We start from the raw sequence: 24413 nt of genomic DNA, 5'->3' as shown, positions 1-24413 counted from the left end.
GTAATTTATTTCTTTTTAGCAGTTGTTTTTTTAGCAGTTGTTTTTTTAGCTGTAGTCTTTTTGGCTGTCGCTTTTTTAGCGGGTGCTTTTTTTTCAATCATCTCTTTTACTTCTTCTAAAGACAACTTCGAAGCATCCACGTCTTTGCTTAATTCAATTTTGATTTTTCCTTTCAAAATCACAGATCGTCCCCAACGGGCTTTTTCAATACGAATGCCCTCAGCTGGCCAATCTTGCAATACCTTTTCTTCTTCTTTTTGAAGTTTATCTACAATCAACTCTTTAATATCAGCTGCAGACAAATGATCAAAATTGTATTTCTTATTCACATTAATGAACATGCCGTTCCATTTAATAAAAGGTCCGAAACGCCCAACTCCTTTTTGAACTGGCATTCCCTCATATTCTCCAATTGGAGCATCCGCTTGATTTTTTTCTTCAATCAAACGTTGCGCGATTTCAAAAGTGGTGTCCATCGGATCCATTCCTTTGGGTAAAGAAATGAATTGTTTCCCAAAACGAACATAAGGTCCGAAGCGGCCATTATTAACTTCAACCTCTTCTCCTTCATATACACCCAGTTTTTTGGGAAGTTCGAATAAATTCAACACTTCTTCTAAACTCACGGTTCCAATATTTTGATCTTGACGTAAACTTGCAAACTGCTTGTTTTCATCTTCGGCATCACCAATTTGCGCCATGGGTCCGAATTTACCCAAACGAACAGAAACGGGTTTCCCTGATTTGGGATCAACACCCAAAATGCGTTCCCCACTTTCGCGATCTGCATTTTGCTCTACATCCACTACATTGGGATGAAAATGATTATAGAAATCATTCATCATGGCGGCCCAATCGCGGTTCCCTTCTGCAATATCGTCAAAATCTTGTTCGACTTTCGCCGTGAAATTATAATCTAAAATGGTATCGAAATTTTTAACCAAGAAATCATTTACAATCGTTCCGATATCGGTTGGCACTAACTTCCCTTTATCTGAACCTACATTTTCCGTTAAAGTTTGTGCCAATAGCTTCCCTTGCTTCAAGGTTAATTGCTGGTAACTGCGCTCTTGCCCTTCAAAGCTTCCTTTCTCAACATAATTACGACCAATGATAGTTGAGATTGTCGGTGCATAAGTTGAAGGACGACCGATTCCGAGTTCTTCCAGTTTTTTCACTAAAGAAGCTTCCGTGTAACGACTCGGCGGACGTGAAAAACGTTCCGTTGCTGTAATCCATTGATTCAACATGCGTTCCCCAACTTTCATAGCGGGCAACATGCCTTCTTGTTCTTCTTCATCGTCATCATGACCTTCCAAATACACTTTTAAGAAGCCTTCAAACTTGATGACTTCCCCTGAAGCCACAAATTGTTCAGAATGGTTGTTGGCAACAATCTTAACATTGGTGCGCTCTAATTCGGCATCACTCATTTGTGAAGCCAAGGTGCGTTTCCAAATCAAATCATACAAACGCGCTTGATCGCGATCAATATCAACGGTATGACGCGACATATCCGTAGGACGAATCGCTTCGTGCGCTTCTTGAGCCCCTTTTGATTTGGTATTGAAATTTCGCGGTTTACTAAATTCAGGTCCATACGAACGAGAAATTTCGGCTTTTGCAGCAGCCATCGCCTCTTGAGATAAGTTGACACTATCCGTTCTCATATAGGTAATCAACCCCGCTTCATACAAACGCTGTGCAATTTGCATCGTAATACCCACCGGCAAATACAATTTACGCGCGGCCTCTTGTTGTAAGGTAGACGTTGTAAATGGTGGTGCGGGTGATTTCTTAGCAGGTTTGGTTTCTAAGTCGCCTACTTGGTACGTGGACGCCATATTATTTTGCAAAAACGCTTCCGCTTGTTGACGTGTAGCAAAATTTTTAGACAATTTCGCTTTTACTACTTTACCTTCTTCGTTCGTGAATTCAGCGGAAATGCTATACGACGCTTCGGGTTTAAATTCTTGGATTTCGCGTTCGCGTTCCACAATTAAACGCACCGAAACGGATTGTACCCGACCCGCAGACAAACCGCTTTTCACTTTTTTCCAAAGTACGGGTGACAATTCATACCCCACCAAACGGTCCAATACACGGCGTGCTTGTTGGGCGTTGACTAAATTATAATCGATTCCTCTCGGATTCTCAATCGCTTTTTGAATGGCAGTTTTCGTAATCTCATGAAAAACAATACGCTTGGTTTTGTTTTGGTCCAATTTTAGTTCTTCCGCCAAGTGCCAAGAAATGGCCTCTCCCTCGCGGTCCTCATCGGAAGCCAACCAAACGACTTCAGCCGATTTAGCAAGATCCTTGAGTTTTTTCACCAATGCTTTTTTATCGGGAGAAACTTCATATTTGGGTTTGAATCCGTTACTCACATCCACCCCAATTTCCTTGGAAGGTAAATCGGCAATATGACCATAACTGGATTCCACTTGAAATTCTTTCCCGAGAAATTTTTCAATGGTTTTTGCCTTGGCAGGCGACTCAACAATCACTAAATTCTTTGCCATGCTATACTTTTATTTGGGGCAAAAGTAGCCCTTTTTTTTATAAATCATAAAAGGTTACACGATTCAGGCCTTTCTTATTGTGTGTAAAAACTAGGGAAACACCTTGAAAAACAGCATTTTTATGGTTGAAAAAATTATTATTCAAGGCTAAAGATTCTATATTGAACTACAGAATTCAATTGGTAAAAAAATCTAAACTTGACATTTACTCACAAAAATTTATAAACGCGTTACACCTATTATATATATACAACCAAAAAGTAAAAACGAGTTTAACACTGCCATCTTGTCATAAATTTTGATTTTAGTATTATCTTTGCAGTCCGTTTCACGCAATTGAACGGCACTACATTGATGGAAAAAGAAATTAATGAAAGCATCCAAGGTCAGAGCATGATTCTGGATGAACGCAAAGGCAACACTAAAAAAATGTTTATTGAAAGCTACGGCTGTCAGATGAATTTCTCTGACAGTGAGATTGTAGCTTCAATTTTGGCAAATGAAGGGTACAATACAACTCAAAATCTGGAAGAAGCTGACTTGGTATTGGTGAACACCTGTTCCATTCGCGACAAAGCCGAGCAGACCGTTCGCAAACGTTTAGAACAATATAATGCAGTTAAAAAAATCAATCCTTCCATGAAAGTGGGTGTTTTGGGTTGTATGGCTGAACGATTGAAAGAAAAATTCTTGGATGAAGAAAAAATCGTAGACATGGTGGTAGGTCCTGATGCCTACAAAGATATTCCGAACTTATTAAAAGAAGTGGAAGACGGTCGCGATGCCATCAATGTGATTTTGTCCAAAGAAGAAACCTATGGCGATATTGCGCCTGTGCGTTTGAATAGCAATGGTGTGAATGCTTTTGTATCGATCACACGCGGTTGTGACAATATGTGCACCTTCTGTGTAGTTCCTTTTACGCGTGGACGTGAACGCAGTCGGGAGCCCCAAAGTATCCTTGAAGAAATTCAGGATCTATGGAATAAAGGGTTCAAAGAAGTGACTTTATTGGGTCAAAATGTGGACAGTTATTTATGGTATGGCGGTGGCTTGAAAAAAGACTTTGTCAAAGCGACCGAAATGCAAAAAGCAACGGCTGTAGATTTTGCCCAACTCTTGGACATGTGCGCGACACAATTTCCAAAAATGCGTTTTCGCTTTTCCACTTCCAATCCGCAGGATATGCATATTGAAGTGATTGAAACTATGGCGAAACACCATAATATTTGCAAATACATTCACCTTCCCGTTCAAAGTGGAAGCACACGCATACTGGAAGCCATGAATCGCCAACATACTCGCGAAGAATACATGGCCTTAGTCGATAAAATCTATGAAATCATCCCCGAAATTTCGTTGTCGCAAGACATGATTTCTGGTTTTCCTACTGAGACAGAAGAAGATCATCAAGATACGCTTTCGCTCATGGAACACGCTAAATACGACTTCGGATTCATGTTTGCTTATTCGGAACGTCCAGGAACATTGGCCGCACGTAAAATGGAAGACGATGTGCCCGAAGAAGTGAAGAAACGCCGTTTGAACGAAATCATCGCGCTCCAACAAAAATTAGGTTGGGAACGTACCCGCCGTTTTGTGGGTCAAGAAGTCGAAGTTTTAATTGAAAAAGAATCGAAACGTTCCGATGCCCATTGGAGTGGAAGAAACTCGCAAAACACGGTAGTGGTTTTCCCCAAAGAAAATTACAAACCCGGCGATTTTGTAATGGTTAAAGTAACCGATTGTACTTCGGCTACCTTGATTGGTGAAGCAGTAAGCTATTCAGAAAAAATGCAATCCTAACCATGGAAATTCGCTTTAGTTATCAACCTGAACTCAAAGAAATGGCAGCTGCTACGCGGTATATGCTGTTCAACAAACCCTTGGTAAAGGTGTTGTTGGTCTTTGTTTTTGGAATGATTGGATTGAGCGTTTTTTCAGCGATATATTTTAAAACCAATGAATACTGGGAATCGGCATTTCATGGCTTGATCTTAGTTTTTATTTGGTTAATCATCTACGGATATACGATGTGGAGTGTGAAACGCAACCTCACAGAAAATCCGAAAAACAGAGAAATACAGCATTTGTGTTTTGATGAGAAAGGGATTGACCAAAAAGGAGATTCTTTTCATGTCTACCGCCAATGGTCTGAAATTCATAAAGTCAAAGAAACCAAAAGTTGGTTGTTTATTTACGTCCAACGCAATGCCGCATTACCCATTTTTAAAAACAAATTACAACCGGAAGACATCATTGCCATTCGTCAATTGATTCAAGGGTTACCCATTAAAAAGAAATTGCTCTAATCCACTGAAGTATGGAAAGTGTTCAAAGTATAAAACAGCGTTTTGAAATTATCGGAAATGATCCGAAACTGAACCGTGCCTTAGAAAAAGCAATTCAAGTGGCACCCACGGATATTTCCGTATTGGTTGTTGGTGAAAGTGGTGTAGGAAAAGAAAGTATTCCAAAAATCATTCATTCCCTCTCCCATCGCAAACACGGGAAATATATCGCCGTAAACTGTGGAGCTATCCCAGAAGGCACCATCGACAGTGAATTGTTTGGACACGAAAAGGGTTCGTTTACCGGAGCTACCAATACGCGTGAAGGGTATTTTGAAGTAGCTGACGGCGGAACTATTTTCTTGGATGAAGTGGGCGAACTCCCGTTAACAACACAGGTTCGATTACTGCGTGTATTAGAAAACGGTGAGTTTATCAAAGTAGGTTCGTCCAAAGTTCAAAAAACGAATGTTCGCATCGTGGCCGCTACCAATGTCAACATGCACGAAGCCATTGAAAAAGGAAAATTTCGTGAAGATTTGTACTATCGTTTAAGTACGGTTGAAATTGGATTGCCGCCTTTGCGTGAACGTACCGATGACATTCATTTGTTGTTTCGAAAATTTGCTTCTGATTTTGCCCACAAATACAAAATGCCACCCATCAAATTGGAAGACGATGCGGTTCGCTATTTGGTGAATTACCGTTGGAGCGGAAACATTCGTCAGTTGCGCAATGCCGCCGAACAAATTTCGGTTTTGGAAACCAAACGCGACATCAGTGCTTCTACGTTAGCCTCTTACCTACCTCTAGACAATCGGAATTTACCAAGTGTAGTTTCAAAAAGTAAATCGGATAGTGATTTTTCAAACGAAAGAGACATTCTTTACAAAGTCCTTTTTGACATGAAAAGCGACTTAAATGATTTGAAAAAACTCACCTTGGAGTTGATGAAAAACGGCAAGAACGTCCAAGACATTAATCCGAGTTTGATTCAAAAAATATACGGCAAACCTGAAGATAATACGGTTTTTGCTGCTGAACCTGCGGTAGCGGTTTACCAACCGCATGTAGAACCCCAGCAAGAAGAGTTTCATGACGACGATACGGAGCAAAACTACTTGTTTGCCGAAACCGTTGAAGAAGAGGAAGTTTTGCGCTTGGAACAAAAAGAAATCGAACTAATTAAGAAGGCTTTGGAGCGCAATAAAGGCAAACGAAAAGCTGCTGCAGACGAGTTAGGCATCTCAGAACGTACACTTTATCGAAAAATTAAGCAGTTTGACCTGTAAATTAGCGGGAATCGAAATCACTTTCTATTTTCGAAGTCCAAATCTATCTTAAATGAAAAATCTAATGTTACTTTTTGCGCTTGCAATAAGCTTTGTATCGTGTTCTAATGATGAAACTCCAATCACGCAAGAACCATCTCCTCGACTTGAAAAAGTAATCGTTTTTAAAAATACCGCTAACGAACAAACATGGAATTTTTCTGCAACAGGTCAGTTGTACGAATGTCTGAACAACGCGGGACAACGCATCGAATCGTATACCTATAACGATAAAAACCAAGTAACAAGTTGGTCAAAATACACCAACGGTGCTGTAACGGCAACTTACAATTTCACCTACAACGCGGCAGGTATTGTATCAAAAATCAACACCACAGACATCACATTTAATACAAACACAGGCAACTATAGCTACACAAATAATGGCATTACGCGTGAAGTGACTTTAAATGCTGATCGTATGGCAACATTTGTAAAAGAAACCAACGGTACTGCAACTACAAATTATCAAATGCTTTATACGGCAGGGAATTTAATGTCGTTTGCACGCACATCTACTTCTTCGAATTTTACAAAAAATTACAGCTACAATACAAGTGCTACTTATAAAACTAATTTAGGGGTTATGATTGCTCCTGTTGCACTTATCAAATCATTCATGGAACCCGATTTCTTAGCCAACGGATTTACTTCTATTTCTGTTCCTGAAGCTAGCCAAAACGGCAATCCAGCGGCGTTGCGTTATGAATACGGGGCCATTCCAAGCGAAAGAGCCATGTTGTTCATTGGGGAAGAATTTGTAAATAACAACCCTGGAAATTTAACATCGTACCAAGAGTATTATTACGCGAATTAATCGTTTTTTTTCAAAAAATCTACTATTTTAGCTGACTTATAATTTGGCAATGAAAGCAGTTAAAATCGTCCTTTTCCTTCTACTATCGCTCAGCTTTACAGGCTGCGGGAGTTATAGTTTTACAGGCATTCAAACCGACGCAAAAACCGTTCAAGTCAAGTATTTTCAAAATACAGCTGCGATTGTCGAACCTGGAATTGAGCGTACATTTACCAACAAATTACAAGAGGCCATTCAGAATCAGACGAGTCTCGGACTCACGAATTCCAATGCAGATTTAGTATATGAGGGAGAAATTGTGGATTACCGCATTTCGCCCATGACCGCAACAGCAAATTATACGGCATCCCAAAACCGACTTACCATATCAGTTTTAGTCAAATTTTCCAACGCCAAAAAAGAAGAGGAAAATTTTGAAAAACGTTTTTCATTTTACCAAGATTATGAAGGAGATGCCCAACTTACAGGAAGTAAACTGACCGAAGTAGTGGACTTTATCTTTACCCGTATCACGCAAGACATCATTAATGAATCCTTAGCCAAGTGGTAAAATGAATACAACCGACTACACCTATTTAATCAACAAACCATACGCGATTAACGAGCGTCAATTCCAAGAAATGGAGTCTATTTTGGAAAGCTTTCCTTATTTCCAAAGTGCGCGGGTGTTACGGTTAAAACATTTGTACAATCAAGATAGTTTTCGCTACAATCATGCTTTAAAGGTGGCGGCGGCTTACACTACAGACCGTAGTGTGCTCTTTGATTTTATCACGGGAGATCATTTTGTCACGGTTGACAACACCCTTTACGATCGAAAAGTGGCCGAATTATTAAATATGGATGTCATCGATTTGGAAATTGTCGAGCCGATTTCCATTCCTGAACAACCCCAAAACACGATTGAGCAATCTTTACGCACCTCAATCAAACAATCAGGTGAAACGGAAAAGGAAATTCCAGCATCACCAGAAGAAAAATTGGGTATTGGAAAACCACTGGAATTCAACCCATCGGAAAAGCATAGTTTTCAAGAATGGCTACAACTATCGCGTTTAAAACCGATTGAACGGAAAGAAATGTCGCCACCAACGCCAATTCAGCCCCCCGAAACGGACGAACGGAAAAAGAAATTGGACTTGATTGATAAGTTTATCGAAACCAATCCCAAGATTCCTGCAGTTTCAAAAGACAGTCTTCCTACAGCTAAACTCGCTGAAAATGAAGACAAAAGCTACTTAATGACAGAAACACTAGCCAAGGTTTATTTGGAACAAAAAAAATACCAACGGGCAATTCAAGCCTATGAAATTTTAATTTTGAAATATCCAGAAAAAAGTAGTTTCTTTGCAGACCGAATTGAAGAAATTAAATTAATACAACAAAATAATAATTAATAAGTAATGAGCACATTTACAATCTTTTTGGTTTTGATTACGATCGTATGTTTTCTATTGATTATCGTAATTATGGTACAAAACCCTAAAGGTGGAGGATTATCTTCATCTATTGGCGGCGGTACACAACAATTAGGAGGCGTTCAGAAAACAACTGATTTCTTAGATAAAAGTACTTGGGTTTTAGGAGGAGCTTTGATTCTTTTAGTATTGTTATCCAGCTTAAGCTTCTCTGGAGCTGCGGGTGATAATGACAAAATTATCGATGCTAGTCAGTCGAAACCTGCAACCGAAGCCGAAGCGACAGAGAAAAAAGCAGACGATAAAACTGCTACTCCAACGCAAACACCGGCCACTCCGGAGAAAAAATAATAAGAGTCCCGATTGGGACTTTTTTTTTACCCGATAATTAACTGTCAGTTCAACTGAAAAATTGACAGCCTTTTTTCCCTTGGCACAATTTCTGAAATAGGGAGGTCAAACTTAAAATTAACTTTTAAAAATAAATTCATTATGGCTTTAAACATTAAACCCTTATCTGACCGTGTTTTGGTAGAGCCTGCAGCTGCAGAAACTACTACTGCTGCAGGAATCATTATTCCAGATACTGCAAAAGAAAAACCACAACGAGGAACTGTTGTTGCTGTGGGAAATGGTAAACAAGACCACCCAATGACAGTGAAAGTTGGTGATACGGTGTTGTATGGAAAATACGCCGGAACCGAACTCAAATATGAAGGCAAAGATTATTTGATCATGCGTGAAGATGACATCTTAGCGATTATTTAATGTAAGGTTTAACTGAATTCAACAAACAAATTTTAAAAACTATGGCAAAAGATATCAAATTTGACATTGAAGCACGTGACGGTTTAAAACGTGGTGTAGACGCCTTGGCAAATGCAGTAAAAGTAACTTTAGGTCCGAAAGGCCGTAACGTAATCATTTCGAAATCTTTCGGAGGCCCAACAGTAACCAAAGATGGTGTTTCTGTTGCAAAAGAAGTAGAATTGAAAGACGCTCTTGAAAATATGGGGGCGCAAATGGTGAAAGAAGTCGCTTCAAAAACCAATGATTTAGCCGGTGATGGAACTACTACCGCTACCGTATTGGCACAAGCAATCGTAAAAGAAGGTTTGAAAAACGTAGCCGCAGGTGCGAATCCGATGGATTTAAAACGCGGTATTGATAAAGCCGTAGAAAGCATTGTGGCTGATCTAGGCAAACAATCCCAAGAAGTAGGAAGCTCTTCTGAAAAAATCAAACAAGTAGCTTCGATTTCTGCAAACAATGACGATGTAATTGGCGATTTAATTGCAACCGCTTTTTCAAAAGTTGGAAAAGAGGGAGTAATCACTGTAGAAGAAGCGAAAGGAACTGATACTTACGTTGATGTTGTAGAAGGTATGCAATTTGACCGTGGTTATTTATCACCTTATTTTGTAACCAATGCAGAAAAAATGGAAGTAGACTTGGACCGTCCTTACATTTTGTTATACGATAAAAAAGTTTCTTCCTTAAAAGAATTATTACCAATCCTTGAGCCGGTAGCACAATCAGGCAAACCTTTATTGATTATTGCGGAAGATGTAGACGGTGAAGCCTTATCGACATTAGTAGTCAATAAATTACGTGGTGCTTTGAAAATTGCGGCTGTTAAAGCTCCTGGTTTTGGTGACCGTAGAAAAGCGATGTTGGAAGACATTGCAATTCTAACAGGCGGAACGGTGATTGCAGAAGAAAGTGGATTTACCCTAGAAAATGCTACTTTAGAGATGTTGGGTACTGCTGAAAAAGTAACCATCGACAAAGACAATACAACATTAGTAAACGGTGCTGGAAATGCAGACATGATTAAAAATCGTGTGAACCAAATCAAAGCACAAATTGAAACCACAACTTCTGATTACGATCGTGAAAAATTGCAAGAACGTTTGGCGAAATTAGCCGGTGGTGTTGCGGTATTGTATGTTGGTGCTGCTTCTGAAGTGGAAATGAAAGAGAAAAAAGACCGTGTAGACGATGCCTTACACGCGACTCGTGCTGCTGTTGAAGAAGGAATCGTTGCGGGTGGTGGTGTAGCTTTGTTACGTGCTAAAGCTGCTTTAGCCAACCTAAAACCCGACAATGCAGACGAAGCAACGGGTATTCAAATTGTATCACGTGCGGTTGAAGCACCGTTGCGTACCATTGTTGAAAATGCAGGATTAGAAGGTTCTGTAGTGGTTGCAAAAGTTGCAGAAGGTAAAGGTGATTTCGGTTATAATGCCAAAACCGATGAGTACGTGGACATGCTGAAAGCAGGTATTATTGACCCGAAAAAAGTAACCCGTGTAGCTTTAGAAAATGCCGCTTCTGTAGCAGGTATGATTTTAACTACGGAATGTGCGTTAGTAGAAATTAAAGAGGAATCGGCTCCAGCCATGCCAATGGGCGGCGGAATGCCAGGAATGATGTAATCCATCAACTGATTATAAAAGAAAATCCGACTTTTTCAAGTCGGATTTTTTTATTTGCGTTTGCGAAGAATTTTTATCAAAACGGGAACTGTGGTGACCATTACAATTCCGATGACAATGTATTCGATATAATGTTTTAAATCGATATTGAATTTAAGCTTAAACAGTTCGTACAAATAATGTCCGGCGAAAATCATGACGATAGCCCATACAACCGAACCTAGTATATTGTAAAACATGAATTTTTTACGATCCATTTCTACAATACCCGCAATGACGGGTGCGAAGGTGCGTACAATGGGTAGAAAACGTGCAAAAACGACGGCTCTACTTCCGTACTTATCGAAAAAATCTTTGGATTGGTACAAATATTTCTTTTTAAAGAACAAACTATCTTCTCTTTTGTAAAGGTACGACCCGCTTTTTTTCCCAAACCAATACCCAAACATATTTCCGAAAATAGCCATTAATGCAATTAATAAGGCCAAGAAAGTCACATCGAGAAAATCACTCCCCGTTGCAAAATCTTTCATGAGTAATTCGCTATAAATCCCGCATAGAAAAAGCAAACTATCTCCGGGCAAAAAGAAACCGGCCAACAAACCTGTTTCGGCAAAGACGATAAACAACACTACATATAAACCGATTTTTATTCCGCCTACTTGAAGTAAAATATAAAACTCGGGATTGAAGAGTTGCTTCCAGTCAAAATGATTCATGTAGTCAATATTTCAGTTGGTGAAAATAGGCAATATTTTCGAAAGGACGTCTTAAATTTTTCACATTAAAAAAAAAGAGACCGGCAACCAAACAGGAAGTCACCGGCCTCAAAAATAATACACTCTTTCTAATTTAAAAACACCTGATATTGGGCCACTAATGCGCCCATGTGATCGGTCAGGTCGCCGTTGGCTGTATATAACGGCCGATTTTGGTACGAAACAGTCAATTTCGAATTGTGACCGGCCAACAACCAATTCACACCAACATCATAATAATTCATAGTGTCATACAATCGGTCATAATTGGCATGTTGCACAGATGCATAGGGCATCAATGTCGTTTTACCCATTAAATTATCTTTAAATTTATAACCAATTTGCGCATACAAAACTGTACCCGAACCGTACATAGGAAAACCATTTCCTGAACCATTCAAAAGATTGGTATTGGTAGTTCCGTTAGCCGGATTCATGATGGCAGCATTTCGGTAATATTTATTACCAAAATCGTAATTGACAAATGTCCCATAACACGAAATTGCAGCACCTTTTTTACCTACTGGAGCATCATAAAACACATCCACAGCATAATGCGCCATGTTTTCACGGACAATGGAATTGGGATCGGCTGCATCACTTAAATGCCATAGTGCGTCTTTTTGGAAAACAAATCCAGCGCCCACATTAAACACACGTTTCTTTCCTAAGTAAGTCCCCGTATTGTAGGGCGTCAAATTCCCTTCTTGATCCAAAAATTGGTATTGTACATACCCATTCCACTGTATTTTTGGCGGTTCAGCCGAAAATGCAGTTGTTGTTGTTAAAGCAGTAGCGGCATTAAAATTGGCACTTTTTTGAATAGCCATGGGTTGGGCTAAAGCCAAACGGTAATCCAACTTTCCAAGTTTACCTTTGGCATAAACCGATAATTTTCGCAAAAATTGATCGGTGACATCATTGGTGGATTGTAAAAAAATGGGGGCATCAATACCAAGAATAGAACCAACTGCAGGAGAAGAAAATCGGGTTAACCCACTCCAACCTGACAACCCTGCTCCAATAGAAAATTTAGTTTTATCAACGGCATATTCACCATACGCATCGTGCACAAAAAAACCAGTCTTCCGATCGGAAATTGAATTGAAGTTGTTTTCACCAAACTGACTGTAGAAAAACACATTATCGGTGACTTGTGCATACAATTGTACGCGGTACCTGCGGATGCCAATATCTGTCCCCGAATTTTTCGCATAACCGAAAACCGTTGACCCCGGATTGTATTCCATGTTGCGCACCCATGTTTGTACCAATCCCGTCAACTTGATGTAATTGGTTCCTTTTTCATTTAAATTGATTTGGTGATTTTTCCAAAAATCTTGGGCAAATCCCACTTGAGTAATCATAAGCAACAGTATGCTTATCACTCCTATTAATCGTTTTCTCATGATTACGCTATTTTTTTTCGTGCGGCCAATTTGTGATCGGACAAAGGCTGATGTTCCTCCAAACCAACAATTTGAACTTTTCCGCCATCAACCGCTTCGTAATCGTGTTTGAAATGTTCCAAACTTTCCATGACCGAATGGTCCACCATCTTGGTTTTTTTCAAATCAATGGTCACATTAAAACCGGTCGGAATCTCTTCCAATTTGCGTTTGATTCCCAAGAAATTGGTAAATACCGCTGCTTTATTAATTTCTACTAAATATTCATCGCCTTCAAAAGACACTACTGTTGGCGCTTTAAAAAAGGAAGACAAGGGCGTGCCGTTAATTAAGTGAACAATCATTTTCAACAGGATACCCGCTGCAATCCCAACCAATAAATCTTCGTATAAGGTGAAGAAAATGGTGATTAAGAAAATCGACAATTGTTCTTTACCAATATGGAACGTGTGCATGAATTCTTTGGGATGTGCCAAACGAATCCCCACCGTAATTAACATAGCCGCCAAAGCTGTATTCGGAATTAACTCAATTAAATGGGAAGCCATTAATACAAAGGCTAAAATGAAAAAGCCATGGAAAAAGTTGGCCCAACGCGTTTTAGCTCCATTAGCCACATTCGCCGATGAACGCGCTACCTCTGATATCATGGGTAAACCACCAAAAATTCCCGCAATGGTATTCCCTACTCCAACTGCAATTAAATCTTTATTGGCATTCGACTTACGTTTGAACGGATCCATTAAATCAATCGCTTTTACGGTTAATAACGATTCTAAAGTTCCTACCAAAGCAAACATGATTACGTATTTGATGAAAAGTCCCGTTTGTGCCATTCCGCCAAAATCCACATTCACTTTTACATTATCCAAAAGATTTCCAATGTGCACCAAAGCATAAGTGGGCTCTGTCGTTTGAAAATCCATCATCAATTCGGCTGGAATCGCCACAAACAAGACCATAAGAGGAGCCGGAATCATTTTTATGTATTTATTATTAAGAGAAGGCCAACCCAACATAATCGCCAAACTAATCAGACCAATGGCCGTTGCTTTGGGATCTAAATGCGTAAAAAACTCGGGGATTTTAGCAAACAAACCTAAGGGACCTACTCCTTTTGTCATTGCAGGATCGACATCCAACAATACGGGAATTTGTTTAGCAATAATAATTAACCCAATAGCTGCCAACATACCGTGAATGGCTGACAATGGGAAGAAATCTACTAATTTCCCGAATTTTAAAAGTCCGAATAGAATTTGAATCACACCCGCAACAACTATGGCTCCGAGCGCTAAATGCCATCCTTGTTCACCGCCTCCAAATTCACCTACAGCTCCCGCAACAATTACAATCAATCCCGCAGCCGGTCCTTTGATGGTTAAACGGGAACCCATAATCAAACTCACGACTAAACCACCAATAATAGCGGTAATCAACCCCATTAATGGAGGAAATTCAGATGCTTTAGCAATCCCTAAACTAAGGGGTAATGCTAATAGGAAAACAATAAAACCGGAAATCGCATCGGTTTTGAAATATTCTTTTAAGCCGGCTAATCCGTCGGCAGGGATGTTTTTATATTGAGACATGATATTTATTTTTAAGATGATTTATAGGGTAATTCATGATAGGTTTTCACGTGGGGACCAAGGAAAAGTCGGGCATACAACCGAATCCCTGCAATCCCTGAAACGATAAAACTTGAGGAGATTAAAAACGCAAGGATGTATTGATGACTTTCTATGTGACTAAAGATTAAGTCTTCTCCAATGAAAGTAGTTGTAATGGGAAATCCGGTGATCCCTAAAGTGGCCAATAAAAAGAAAAAGGCAAACTTCGGATGTTCATAAACGTGGCCGAGGTATTGACTAATCAAGATGCGTTTTTCCATTTTTTTCAACTTCAATAACGCCCAATAGCCTACAAGTCCGGCAACTACAACACCTGATAAGTACACCGCAATTTCGGACCAATCTACTTTTTCATTGAAAGCAATGGCCAAAGCAATCCAAAAATGATTGAGCACCACTAAAGTCCAGGCCACAAACGGACTTTTCCTTTCTGAAAATGCTTTGAAGACAAATATGAGTCCGAACAACCCAAATACCTCAGGCAAATTCCCCATAATTTGATACGGTAATTGGTCCCGGTAGAAAAAGCTGATCAGTCCTAATCCATACACAGGGAGAAATACCAAATACACCCGATTAAGGTTCAAGAAATCCAACACCTTCCCGATTTTCTTTAGTGGATGCCATAAAAACACGCTTAAAAATCCTTCAAGGTTGAACTCTTTAATCCCTAAAACATAGAGGGAATTGTTCCATTTTTGAGGAATCCATCCTTTGTGAATAGTGTCTTTGGGTTGGAATGTATAAAACTGTTCCCGAATTAAATAACTCACTACAGAGGGTGAAACCAATAACTGATAAGTTCTTAAAAAAGCATTTCCAGCAAAGTGAATCAAGGCCAAGGTATCCCATCCTAAAGCAATTTCAATAAAAATTAATCCGATTTGGGAAATGGAACTGTACGCCACCTGACTCTTCACTGTCGATTGCACATTCGCCATCACAGAAGCGGCAATACTTGTTACCAATCCCATCAAACCAATGGCAATTCGCATCGAAGTTTGATGTTCCCAAAAAGGGAAAGTACGCAACATGAGGAAAACACCCAAGTGAACGGACAAAGAGCCGTAGAAAATTGCACTGGAAGGCGTCGGACCTTCCATTGCTCTGGGTAACCAAGTGGAAAAGGGAACTTGTGCCGATTTTGCAGCAGCTGCACAAGCCAAACACAAGGCGATAAATGCCCCGATAAAGGTATGACTTTGCAAATGTTCGCTTACCAAGTCGGCATTCGCCAATTTCATAAATGTAATATTTTCATGAAATAAATGATGGCTCGCCCACATCGCCAATATCAACCCCACATCGCCAATGCGGTAAACCGAATACACTTTGAAGGCATTGCGCACCGGCAAATAGCGCTCACGATAAAATCCTATTAATAAAAAGGACGAAATTCCGATGATTTCCCAGCCAATAAAAAGGGTTTCAAAATTTCCAGACAAAATCGCCAAATTATAGCCAAAAAAGAAAAACAAAACCGTATTGAAAAAACGTTTGTATCCTTTTTCTCGGTGCAAATAATACCGACTATAAGTGGTGATCATTCCTGTTAGCAAAGCACCCATGAATAAATACACTGCGGTAACTTTGTCAAAATAAAAATCAACAAAAAACTCGTAATTCGCCGTTTTCAACAACGTGATTTCATTCAGGTTTAAAGGAGAAAATCCCTTCAACAACCACACTACGATAAATGTTGTTAACCCTACTAATTGTAGGACTACCGTTCCAAAAGCCCATTTGGAAATTACTGCTTCATGACGTTCCGGCAAGACAAGACTTACAACGAAACCTACAAAAGGAAGCAGAATAAAATATTGCAATAACTCATTCATAACCTTCTGTATTAATTCATGATATAAACTGGTAAATTCTCAATAGTCTCCACCACTTTTGGCATTTCATCTTGAATGACTTCCAATTGGGGAGTTAACGGCTGATACAATTCAAATTGCTCGTTATCAAAATGAAAAATATCGTGCGTTTCTGGGTGTACCACAACCAACTTCACCCATTGATTCTTGAACCATTCATAGGTCGCCGGATTTTTGGTTATTGCATATTTTGCAATCTCAGGAAAATGCTCGACCACAATTAAAATGCGTACGGGATCGTGCACTTCAATCATCTGACTCGGTAATCCCGGACGTAAATCGCCGTCGATTCCATTGGCCACACCAATCAATCCCATCACGTTGTGGGGAAGTTTAGTGCCGGCACCTAACTTGTGGTTGTCAACTCTAGAAAAATAGTATTCCAAATTAATCCCGCCAGCAACAGGCGCCACAGCTCCGAGAATTCCGGCTAAATAATCACCCGATGGATCCACTTCATAATCGTAGGAATTTAAAAACGAACGACGGTCCAAAAATAATTGTTTGGATAACGTTCGGCGGCCCACAATAGCCATGGCATTCGTGGCATGGTTTAATTCGGGACGCGGCTCAAACAGGGATACCGAACGGCGTTTGATTTTTTCATGAATCGTTTTGGGATTCGCTTTTGAATCAATCAAATCAAATCGACGGGAACGTTCAATAGCATTGGTTTCTAACGCTCGTAAAAAAGTAAGTTCGTTATGCTCATGCAAATGACGATTGTGCTCTGTCAAGGTTTCTTCGTCATAAAATGTAATCTCATCGCGCGTAGTATCGTGCAAAGCCGGCAAGAATTGTGTGGTGAAGGGAATATGAATTCCGCGTTTTTTCAACTCTTCTCGCACTTTGGGGTGATTGGCTGCAAAACAAGCCACTTTGGCATTCACCGAGCTCGGACGACCGCTACACGCACCACAATCATATCCTGCATAATGGGTGTTATTCACACTCGTTGCTCCATGACCTACAACATATACTATCGGTGCAAAATGATCGACTAATCCGATACTTTTTAAAAGACCTTCTAGGCGATTGACCATTTCTTCCACAGTGAATCCCACTTGCAAACCATCCACTTGATCCTCCAAATTTTTATTTTCAATATGGAGTTGTGATTTTTTATGCAAATGTTTGAAAGAGGCACTGGTTGCCGGAGTCATTTTTGGATTGAAAATATTCAAGAACAACTTCAAAGCGGCACTAAATCCGAGTGTTTGTGAAATTATCCAACCAAAAAACAAATTGTGCGAACCTTTGTGATAGGTTAAATCCACCGCCTGCTTTTTCTTGCGGTCCATTTCTTTGATCAAGTACTTTGGCGTAACGGGAGCGGGACAGAGTTTTGTAAAAAACTTCCCATTTACGGGTTGGTAAAAGAACTCGAAATTAAAGAAGGCCGCCGTTCCAAAAGTCACAGCATTTTTATCCAAATGTTCGATATGACGTCGGAACGAACATTCGCGATCGTCCATACAAAACAAACCTTGGAACGTTGGATTTTCATTTTTGGGTTCGGGTGCGACTAACTTAATTCCGGCCAATACTTGATCGTACAAAGTCCATTCAAAAGCTTCTTGCCAAAGTTGATAGACTTCAAATCGCTCGTCTTCCTTGACAACTTCAAATAAATCGTTGGGGGCTTGTTTAATTTTAAACGATAAAGGCGCCCAGATTTCATCGAACTTGGAATCCAATGCATCAATTTCAAGTAACAATTCCAACTGAATAAACTCGGCTAACGTAATGGCTTTTTTATCCAACAATGAAGCTGGATTTTCTTCAATGGTAGCGACCATACCGCTCCAACCAGGATGTCCAAACTGTTGGTCAAACAAATATTGTTCGTAATAACGTTCATCACCCACGACAATATGGAGTAACTCGGTAATGGATGCTTTTTTGAAAAGTAATTTTCGAGCGCGCGGCGCGTTGAATAAACTTACAGCGCTATTGCGTTCTAACGCTATGAGTCCATCCAAGAGGCCGTTAGCTTCTAACGGAAATGGGTTAACCGAAACGCCTTGATCGAGGTAACTGCATACCAATTTGAAAAGCAAACCATAGGTCATTTTTTCCAAATTGACGGCATATTCTTTACGCCAATTGGAACGTAAAGCGCCAATGCGAGAAAAAGAAGATTCATCGTAGGCAGTATGCAGCATTTTTGAAGTCCAAGCTACTACTGCCGCTTCGCCTTTGTGTTTCTGAATTACATGCTGGAGAATATCGGGTCGAATTTCCCCTTTGGCAAATCGCGAACGGAAGTCGGCTAACGACAAATAGGTATGGTACCCAAAAATCGTAGCCGCTTCATGCAAAGCCTTATGGAAATTGCGATCCTGAAACGCATGCAAGGTATTGTGATGCACGAAATCCTTCAGCGGATTTTGCGCCGGTAAATAGTGCTTGAGGTGATGAAGAACATGTGATTCTTCAAAACCATATGCGGTATGTTTCATGATGTATAAATAAAAGTTAAACGATTGACTTTAAAGCGGAAAGACCGCGTATCAATTCGAAAGCCCGGGGTGGGAGCATAAAACGTTTAAACTTTCTTTATACTAAATGGATCTTCAGTTTACAGAAAAGAATATACAACGGTTGGGGTGAAGTGACCGTTGATTCTGTTGTTGTTTGAAGATAATCTGAAGAAGATTTGAAAAAATGAAAGATGCGTTCTTGGATACCAAAATCACAACAATCAAAAACATCATCACTTTCTGCTTCTTCAAAATCAGATTGATCATCATTTTCGGTCAATACACTCCCTTTGTATACAGAAGCGTTGATTCCTAATTTTTTTAAGGAGTTCTCTTGCTTTTGAAGGAATTTGGAATTGGAAACCGAATAATTAAAATTGAGCTGCGAGAATAGAATCGACAATAGAAAAAGTGCCGAAACAAAGTTTCGGTTCCAAAAGGAAACACGGTATCTTCTTGTCAATTTGCTCATAATCGGGAACAAAGTTATTGGAATTTCAACACGCCAACTCTTTTTTAAAGAAATTTTTACAAAAAAAATCCCGAAAACAATTTCGGGATTCGTCTTTTATTTGCGTTCATACTTGCAACAGTGATGTAATTTATCATAAACTGCATCGTCTGCTTTCATATCGCCTACATCATGTCCCACGGCTACAATCGCTTTTTTCACAGCCGTAACATCTGTTTTTTCTTCATTAATGATGAGATCTAACTGATGTGTTTCGATATTCCAAACTGCAGATTTTACGCCTTTTACACTATAAGCCGCTTTTTCTATACGCTGTTTACAGGTTTCACAATTACCATTCACCTCAAAAGTGTAGGTTGCATTTTTGTTTTTCTTCTCTTGTGCTTGGATTCCCACGCTGATAAGGGTTACTAAAAGAATTACTATTGTTTTCATATGAATTAATTTTAATTATTTGATTTTATAACGGAGTCCGGCATACAGCATTCGACCAAACACTGGAGCATATACGATGGAGGCGTCGAAATAACTACCAAAGGGATTATCGGTGCCTAAAACAGCGCGTTGTTGACGGTAATTCAACACATTTTCGCCTCCTAAATACATTTCAAAAGTGGGTGAAAATACGCGGGTAATTTGTGCATTAACTAACGAATATGCCGGTGATTTTGCGCCCAACTGTTCACTTATGGGATTGTTTTGCGTATTGGGCAATTGCTGAGCTCCCAACCAATTGTAGGTCACATCCATTTTCCACAAACGGTTTTTATCTGTGGTTGCTGTTTCGTAGGCAACGTTACTAAAAAACCGATGTCGTGCTTGTAAAGGGCGCTGAAAACGCCCCGATTGGAAGTCGGTTGCCAAATCATAATACTTATACGAATTACGAATGTTCAATCGGTGAATGGGTTCGATATTGAAATCCAACTGTACACTATTGACGTAGGAACGTCCTTGCAAATTATAGAACAACACTTGTTGGGCATTTTGCATGACATCAACGACAACTTGGTTTTGAAAATCTGTGCGATAAACATCCAAAGTAACTTCTGAATTTTTATTGAATAATCGGAATTTCTGGGTAAAACTTACTCCATAATTCCACGCAATTTCAGGATCTAACCCGTACAATTTCCCTCCGCTGTTTTGAATAACAAATTGACGCGAACTTCCAAAATACTGTTGGTTTTCGGCAAAAATATTTGCAGCCCGTTTGCCTCGACCTACAGAAAATCGGAAAACACCCAAATCCCACGGATTGTAGCGCACATGCAATCTTGGCGTCATAAAAACGCCCAAGCGATTATGGTAATCGACACGACCTCCGATGATATAACTGAAGGTTTTTCCATTGTCGAAAGTATATTCAAAAAAGGTTCCGATTGAATTATCGATCCGACTGAAATCGGTTGCATTCACCCATTCGGTGTAGCGATCCAACGTAAAATTGAGTCCGGTTGAAAATTTATTCCGCGTATTCTGAATGATCGAATTAAAGATAAAATTGGAATAGGCACTTTGTTGTTTGATATGGTAGGTGCGTAATCCAAAATACGATTCCTGATTGTGGTACGAAAACGCATTTTGCCATCCCATACTTTGGTAAGGCATTCCCTTAAAAACATAGCCTGTTTTAGTCGAAAAATCCAATCGCTCCGTGTTAATTTCCGAACCCCAAAAAGTGGTTGTCCCTCGATGTTTATTGGGTTCAAAATCCACTTGACCGGATTGTTTACGATCATTTAAATATTTGACATTAAAAAAAGAAACCCAACCTTTTTCAGTATTGGTGTATTGCCAACGATTGGTTACATTTATTTGCTTACCGAGTGGATTATCCAAAAACCCGTCGTTGTTCATGTCGTTTTTACCCACTCGGGTATTGCCATGAATGAACAAACTCGAGGCCCAATGTTTGCCTAATTTCCGATTAAAATGGGTATTTAACTCATACCGATTTCCCGAATCACCATAGGCATTCAAGAAAAACGGAATGTCTTTGAGTGGTTTAATTAATTCGGTATTGATTTGGCCAGAAATGCTTTCGTAGCCATTTACCACACTTCCTGCTCCTTTGGTAATTTGAATACTTTCCACCCAAGTTCCAGGCACAAAAGACAAGCCATAGACTTGTGAAGCGCCGCGCACCATCGGAATATTCTCCTCGGCAATGAGTAAATAGGGACTTGTGAGTCCGAGCATTTTGATCTGCTTAGTTCCCGTCAACGCATCAGAAAAATTGACATCGATGGACGGATTGGTTTCAAAGCTTTCGGCGAGATTGCAACAAGCCGCTTTGAGCAATTCTTTGGACGACACGGTTGTCGTATTAGTAGTAGTACTTAATGATTTTTGCAGTCCGCGATTGTTGTTTTTCACTTTTACTTCATCCAACTTTTGCTGTGAAAAAGTAACGATTGAAAACAACAACGTCGTGACTAACGTTATTTTTTTCATGAATAATAATTTAGAATTCGACAATTAAAGCATAAGGTCGAAAACTAAATCAGGCGTAAAAAACAAACTGGGAATAGAGTTGGTACAGCGGAGGCCCGTGGGCATCACAATAATACGCCAAAACTTGCGAAGAAATGGATGGCGTAGCTAGTACTGTTTGAAAATGATATCCCGGAATTTCAAAATTTACAAAGTGAAAATCGGGAGCAATATTTTTTACTAAAACTTTGGCAGAAGTGTCTTTGAAGGTCAGTTGCTTGTCGTCACAACAACTCATTTTTTTGGGCTTTGCCTCAACCTTCCCACAACAACTTTGTTCAACATCTTTGAAGAATTCAGTACTGCCTACTACGGTTTCAACCGATGCGACTTCTCCCGCACAATAATGCACATGTAAAGCGACACCCATTTGGGCTACCAAAATGAGCAGGGCAATAGTACCGCTAAACAATTTCTGAAATCGCATGCCGCAAAGGTAAAAACAAAAAATGGATTTTTTTATAAATTGCTGTTAAACAAACTATTTTGGGTGTTTGATCCGTTTTTGATAATAAAATGCAGGTACAAAAAGTAGAAGAAACAAAGGTTGAATTAAAAAACGACGTAAATAAAACAACTCCACTTTGTGGGTATTTCCAAAATTAAACAAGATGACAAGAAAAACGACATACAAAACAAGCCCCAATAGAGTGTATAAGAAAGAGGCAAACGTATTCATTCTACGATCTTTGAAAATAAAATGAATAATGCCTAGGGACAACACGGAATTGATGATATAGCGAAAAGCAATGTTTAGGCTAAAATTAAAATGATCCAAATGCGGTAAGGGTTGGTTTTGAAAATCCCCTTTAAAGTAAGCGGTCAACGGATCATAAAAGAATACGGTTTCCCCAGCACGAACAGCAATGAGAAGCAGAAGCAATATCCCGAGGATAAAAATTTGCAGTTTACTTTTGAGTAGTTCCTTTGGCATATTCAGAAAAACGATTGACCCAAATCATCCACAAAATAAAAACTATTCCGTAAATCAATAAGGGAAATAAAACCCCGTGCAAGAGATGTTCTGCCTTTGGAAAATGGTACAACGCTACCGCTAATAAGGCAATTCGTATGATATTGGCGATATGAATCACCGCAATCCCGAAAGGTAAAAACCAAACCATGGCTTTGAATTTTCCTTTAAAAGCGATGACAAAACTGACAAAAAGAATCATGACACTAATGGCATTACACCCTTCCACTATTCGGGCGATCCATCGGTGATGAAAGAATAATTTTACACCGGCCTCTTTGGGATTGGGAGCTATGTAGGCTTCTGAATCGACGAGTTGCAGCACGGATTTGGATTGTTCAGCAACCCATTGAGTGATACCATCAACTTCCTTTTTCGCTAACGAAAACTGCTCTAAATACAGGCCATAACAATACGCAAGCACTACATACGTCAATGCAAATCGAAGCAAAAAAAAGAGGAATGGGCGGTATTGTTTGAAGTAAGAGGTCAATTATTCTTTTAACAAATTTTAGGTAAAAATACGAAAACGCATTGGTTACTTTTGCAAAAATAGTTTGAAATATGAGTTTTGAAGGATTACAATCGGGCGTAGTTTCTATACTGCAACAGGAAAACAAAACCCGCGATGAAAAATTACAAGAACTGTGTGCGTATTTAAGCAATAACGTAGCGTATTACAATTGGGTTGGCTTTTATTTTGCCAATCACGAAACCAAAACCTTACACTTAGGACCCTATGTTGGCGCACCGACCGATCATACGGTGATTCCTTTTGGAAAAGGTATTTGTGGACAAGTCGCTGAATCCAATGCCAACTTTGTCGTGCCCGATGTTTCGGCCCAAGACAATTACATCGCTTGCAGTTTTACCGTAAAATCAGAAATTGTGGTACCGCTGTTTGTAAACGGTGTAAACATTGGTCAGATCGATATTGACAGTCATGTTTTGGATCCGTTTAGCGAAGTAGACGAACGCTTCTTGGAGTTTGTGAATCAGGAAGTTGCCAAATTATTCTAAAAGAAAAGTTTTTATTTGTGCAATCCAAAAATAAACTTACCTTTGCAACCGAATTGGGAACGACCCAATCTACATAATAATTATTTAAAGAAATATTAGCATGTACTTGACTAAAGAAGTTAAAGAACAAATCTTCGCTAAACACGGAGGAGCTGCTGCAAACACAGGTTCAGCAGAAGGACAAATTGCTTTGTTCACATTCAGAATTAACCACTTAACCGAACACTTGAAAAAAAATCGTCACGATTTCAACACGGAGCGTTCGTTGGTGAAATTGGTAGGTAAACGAAGAAGCTTACTCGATTACTTGAAAAATAAAGATATCAACAGATATCGTGAAATCATCAAGGAATTAGGTATTAGAAAATAATACAAAACTAAAGAGGTGCCTGCGCGCCTCTTTTTTTTAAATAAAAATAGAAAAAAGTTTCAGTTTTTCATTGGGTTACAACAACTAACAACAACAACACAACT

The 24413-nt window shown here is 39.5% G+C and carries 23 protein-coding genes; 11 read left to right on the top strand and 12 right to left on the bottom strand.

From position 1 onward, the window contains the following. Positions 1-5: 5 nt before the first annotated feature. Positions 6-2522, bottom strand: coding sequence for a type I DNA topoisomerase (gene topA / locus OLM45_RS05415; RefSeq protein ID WP_264512609.1), 2517 nt, complete (start codon positions 2520-2522; stop codon positions 6-8). Between the two features lie 354 nt (positions 2523-2876). On the opposite strand from topA, the gene miaB reads away from it, so the two are divergent. The 9 genes from miaB (at position 2877) to groL (ending at position 10817) form a co-directional block, all read left to right on the top strand. Then, positions 2877-4328 carry a tRNA (N6-isopentenyl adenosine(37)-C2)-methylthiotransferase MiaB gene (miaB, locus tag OLM45_RS05410; RefSeq protein ID WP_264512607.1) on the top strand — a complete coding sequence of 484 codons (1452 nt, stop codon included), beginning with the start codon at positions 2877-2879 and terminating at the stop codon, positions 4326-4328. 2 nt (positions 4329-4330) lie between these two features. Continuing rightward, complete coding sequence (locus tag OLM45_RS05405) at positions 4331-4834, top strand: YcxB family protein (RefSeq protein WP_264512605.1); 504 nt, start codon at positions 4331-4333, stop codon at positions 4832-4834. Between the two features lie 11 nt (positions 4835-4845). Then, a complete protein-coding gene (locus OLM45_RS05400; protein ID WP_264512603.1) occupies positions 4846-6105 on the top strand; it encodes a sigma-54 interaction domain-containing protein in 1260 nt (419 codons plus the stop codon). A gap of 52 nt (positions 6106-6157) precedes the next feature. Next, positions 6158-6961 carry a hypothetical protein gene (locus tag OLM45_RS05395; protein WP_264512601.1) on the top strand — a complete coding sequence of 268 codons (804 nt, stop codon included), beginning with the start codon at positions 6158-6160 and terminating at the stop codon, positions 6959-6961. 49 nt (positions 6962-7010) lie between these two features. Continuing rightward, positions 7011-7511: an LptE family protein gene (locus OLM45_RS05390; RefSeq protein WP_264512599.1), complete on the top strand. Its 501-nt coding sequence runs from the start codon at positions 7011-7013 to the stop codon at positions 7509-7511. A 1-nt stretch (position 7512) separates the two neighbouring features. Continuing rightward, the gene (locus tag OLM45_RS05385; protein WP_264512597.1) at positions 7513-8358 is read left to right on the top strand and encodes a tetratricopeptide repeat protein; all 846 of its coding nucleotides are present in this window, start codon (positions 7513-7515) and stop codon (positions 8356-8358) included. A gap of 6 nt (positions 8359-8364) precedes the next feature. Next, positions 8365-8730 (top strand): preprotein translocase subunit SecG, encoded by a 366-nt coding sequence (secG, locus tag OLM45_RS05380; protein WP_264512595.1) that lies wholly within the window; start codon positions 8365-8367, stop codon positions 8728-8730. 141 nt (positions 8731-8871) lie between these two features. Beyond that, the gene (groES, locus tag OLM45_RS05375) at positions 8872-9147 is read left to right on the top strand and encodes a co-chaperone GroES (RefSeq protein ID WP_129459858.1); all 276 of its coding nucleotides are present in this window, start codon (positions 8872-8874) and stop codon (positions 9145-9147) included. 41 nt (positions 9148-9188) lie between these two features. Continuing rightward, entirely contained in the window at positions 9189-10817 is a 1629-nt protein-coding gene (groL, locus tag OLM45_RS05370) for a chaperonin GroEL (RefSeq protein ID WP_129459859.1), read from the top strand. 50 nt (positions 10818-10867) lie between these two features. On the opposite strand, the gene OLM45_RS05365 is transcribed toward groL, so the two are convergent. The 11 genes from OLM45_RS05365 to xrtF all read right to left on the bottom strand — a co-directional run bounded on the left by OLM45_RS05365 (position 10868) and on the right by xrtF (position 23412). Continuing rightward, positions 10868-11536 carry a DedA family protein gene (locus OLM45_RS05365; protein ID WP_264512593.1) on the bottom strand — a complete coding sequence of 223 codons (669 nt, stop codon included), beginning with the start codon at positions 11534-11536 and terminating at the stop codon, positions 10868-10870. A gap of 128 nt (positions 11537-11664) precedes the next feature. Next, a complete protein-coding gene (locus OLM45_RS05360; protein ID WP_264512591.1) occupies positions 11665-12984 on the bottom strand; it encodes a hypothetical protein in 1320 nt (439 codons plus the stop codon). Positions 12985-12986: 2 nt separating this feature from the next. Further along, complete coding sequence (locus OLM45_RS05355; protein ID WP_264512589.1) at positions 12987-14576, bottom strand: SulP family inorganic anion transporter; 1590 nt, start codon at positions 14574-14576, stop codon at positions 12987-12989. Between the two features lie 11 nt (positions 14577-14587). Next, complete coding sequence (locus OLM45_RS05350; protein ID WP_264512587.1) at positions 14588-16456, bottom strand: proton-conducting transporter membrane subunit; 1869 nt, start codon at positions 16454-16456, stop codon at positions 14588-14590. A gap of 11 nt (positions 16457-16467) precedes the next feature. Then, positions 16468-18957, bottom strand: a complete 2490-nt coding sequence (locus tag OLM45_RS05345; protein WP_264512585.1) for a YbcC family protein — start codon at positions 18955-18957, stop codon at positions 16468-16470. Positions 18958-19054: 97 nt separating this feature from the next. Continuing rightward, positions 19055-19450, bottom strand: a complete 396-nt coding sequence (locus OLM45_RS05340; protein WP_264512583.1) for a hypothetical protein — start codon at positions 19448-19450, stop codon at positions 19055-19057. 96 nt (positions 19451-19546) lie between these two features. Continuing rightward, positions 19547-19885 carry a heavy-metal-associated domain-containing protein gene (locus tag OLM45_RS05335; protein WP_264512581.1) on the bottom strand — a complete coding sequence of 113 codons (339 nt, stop codon included), beginning with the start codon at positions 19883-19885 and terminating at the stop codon, positions 19547-19549. A gap of 15 nt (positions 19886-19900) precedes the next feature. Beyond that, the gene (locus OLM45_RS05330) at positions 19901-21907 is read right to left on the bottom strand and encodes a TonB-dependent receptor plug domain-containing protein (protein ID WP_264512580.1); all 2007 of its coding nucleotides are present in this window, start codon (positions 21905-21907) and stop codon (positions 19901-19903) included. Positions 21908-21956: 49 nt separating this feature from the next. Further along, positions 21957-22373, bottom strand: coding sequence for an HYC_CC_PP family protein (locus OLM45_RS05325; protein WP_264512578.1), 417 nt, complete (start codon positions 22371-22373; stop codon positions 21957-21959). Positions 22374-22427: 54 nt separating this feature from the next. Further along, positions 22428-22880, bottom strand: a complete 453-nt coding sequence (locus tag OLM45_RS05320) for an exosortase F system-associated membrane protein (protein ID WP_264512576.1) — start codon at positions 22878-22880, stop codon at positions 22428-22430. After that, a complete protein-coding gene (gene xrtF, locus OLM45_RS05315) occupies positions 22855-23412 on the bottom strand; it encodes an exosortase family protein XrtF (RefSeq protein WP_264512574.1) in 558 nt (185 codons plus the stop codon). Before xrtF ends, OLM45_RS05320 begins: the two co-directional genes overlap by 26 nt. A 71-nt stretch (positions 23413-23483) precedes the next feature. Here xrtF and OLM45_RS05310 point away from each other — a divergent pair, with 71 nt between their 5' ends. Together OLM45_RS05310 and rpsO are read left to right on the top strand one after the other, a co-directional pair. After that, complete coding sequence (locus OLM45_RS05310) at positions 23484-23939, top strand: GAF domain-containing protein (protein WP_129459871.1); 456 nt, start codon at positions 23484-23486, stop codon at positions 23937-23939. 100 nt (positions 23940-24039) lie between these two features. Continuing rightward, a complete protein-coding gene (gene rpsO, locus OLM45_RS05305; RefSeq protein ID WP_073363115.1) occupies positions 24040-24309 on the top strand; it encodes a 30S ribosomal protein S15 in 270 nt (89 codons plus the stop codon). The last annotated feature ends 104 nt before the right edge of the window (positions 24310-24413 follow it).

The organism is Flavobacterium sp. N1719, assembly GCF_025947045.1.
GTDB lineage: Bacteria > Bacteroidota > Bacteroidia > Flavobacteriales > Flavobacteriaceae > Flavobacterium > Flavobacterium stagni.
This window is presented reverse-complemented; position numbering and strand designations above follow the sequence as displayed.

What these genes read in the sequence shown, in the direction of transcription:
- topA (WP_264512609.1), bottom strand. Translation starts at nt 2,522, where the DNA reads ATGGCAAAGAATTTAGTGATTGTTGAGTCGCCTGCCAAGGCAAAAACC.
- miaB (WP_264512607.1), top strand. Translation starts at nt 2,877, where the DNA reads ATGGAAAAAGAAATTAATGAAAGCATCCAAGGTCAGAGCATGATTCTG.
- OLM45_RS05405 (WP_264512605.1), top strand. Translation starts at nt 4,331, where the DNA reads ATGGAAATTCGCTTTAGTTATCAACCTGAACTCAAAGAAATGGCAGCT.
- OLM45_RS05400 (WP_264512603.1), top strand. Translation starts at nt 4,846, where the DNA reads ATGGAAAGTGTTCAAAGTATAAAACAGCGTTTTGAAATTATCGGAAAT.
- OLM45_RS05395 (WP_264512601.1), top strand. Translation starts at nt 6,158, where the DNA reads ATGAAAAATCTAATGTTACTTTTTGCGCTTGCAATAAGCTTTGTATCG.
- OLM45_RS05390 (WP_264512599.1), top strand. Translation starts at nt 7,011, where the DNA reads ATGAAAGCAGTTAAAATCGTCCTTTTCCTTCTACTATCGCTCAGCTTT.
- OLM45_RS05385 (WP_264512597.1), top strand. Translation starts at nt 7,513, where the DNA reads ATGAATACAACCGACTACACCTATTTAATCAACAAACCATACGCGATT.
- secG (WP_264512595.1), top strand. Translation starts at nt 8,365, where the DNA reads ATGAGCACATTTACAATCTTTTTGGTTTTGATTACGATCGTATGTTTT.
- groES (WP_129459858.1), top strand. Translation starts at nt 8,872, where the DNA reads ATGGCTTTAAACATTAAACCCTTATCTGACCGTGTTTTGGTAGAGCCT.
- groL (WP_129459859.1), top strand. Translation starts at nt 9,189, where the DNA reads ATGGCAAAAGATATCAAATTTGACATTGAAGCACGTGACGGTTTAAAA.
- OLM45_RS05365 (WP_264512593.1), bottom strand. Translation starts at nt 11,536, where the DNA reads ATGAATCATTTTGACTGGAAGCAACTCTTCAATCCCGAGTTTTATATT.
- OLM45_RS05360 (WP_264512591.1), bottom strand. Translation starts at nt 12,984, where the DNA reads ATGAGAAAACGATTAATAGGAGTGATAAGCATACTGTTGCTTATGATT.
- OLM45_RS05355 (WP_264512589.1), bottom strand. Translation starts at nt 14,576, where the DNA reads ATGTCTCAATATAAAAACATCCCTGCCGACGGATTAGCCGGCTTAAAA.
- OLM45_RS05350 (WP_264512587.1), bottom strand. Translation starts at nt 16,456, where the DNA reads ATGAATGAGTTATTGCAATATTTTATTCTGCTTCCTTTTGTAGGTTTC.
- OLM45_RS05345 (WP_264512585.1), bottom strand. Translation starts at nt 18,957, where the DNA reads ATGAAACATACCGCATATGGTTTTGAAGAATCACATGTTCTTCATCAC.
- OLM45_RS05340 (WP_264512583.1), bottom strand. Translation starts at nt 19,450, where the DNA reads ATGAGCAAATTGACAAGAAGATACCGTGTTTCCTTTTGGAACCGAAAC.
- OLM45_RS05335 (WP_264512581.1), bottom strand. Translation starts at nt 19,885, where the DNA reads ATGAAAACAATAGTAATTCTTTTAGTAACCCTTATCAGCGTGGGAATC.
- OLM45_RS05330 (WP_264512580.1), bottom strand. Translation starts at nt 21,907, where the DNA reads ATGAAAAAAATAACGTTAGTCACGACGTTGTTGTTTTCAATCGTTACT.
- OLM45_RS05325 (WP_264512578.1), bottom strand. Translation starts at nt 22,373, where the DNA reads ATGCGATTTCAGAAATTGTTTAGCGGTACTATTGCCCTGCTCATTTTG.
- OLM45_RS05320 (WP_264512576.1), bottom strand. Translation starts at nt 22,880, where the DNA reads ATGCCAAAGGAACTACTCAAAAGTAAACTGCAAATTTTTATCCTCGGG.
- OLM45_RS05310 (WP_129459871.1), top strand. Translation starts at nt 23,484, where the DNA reads ATGAGTTTTGAAGGATTACAATCGGGCGTAGTTTCTATACTGCAACAG.
- rpsO (WP_073363115.1), top strand. Translation starts at nt 24,040, where the DNA reads ATGTACTTGACTAAAGAAGTTAAAGAACAAATCTTCGCTAAACACGGA.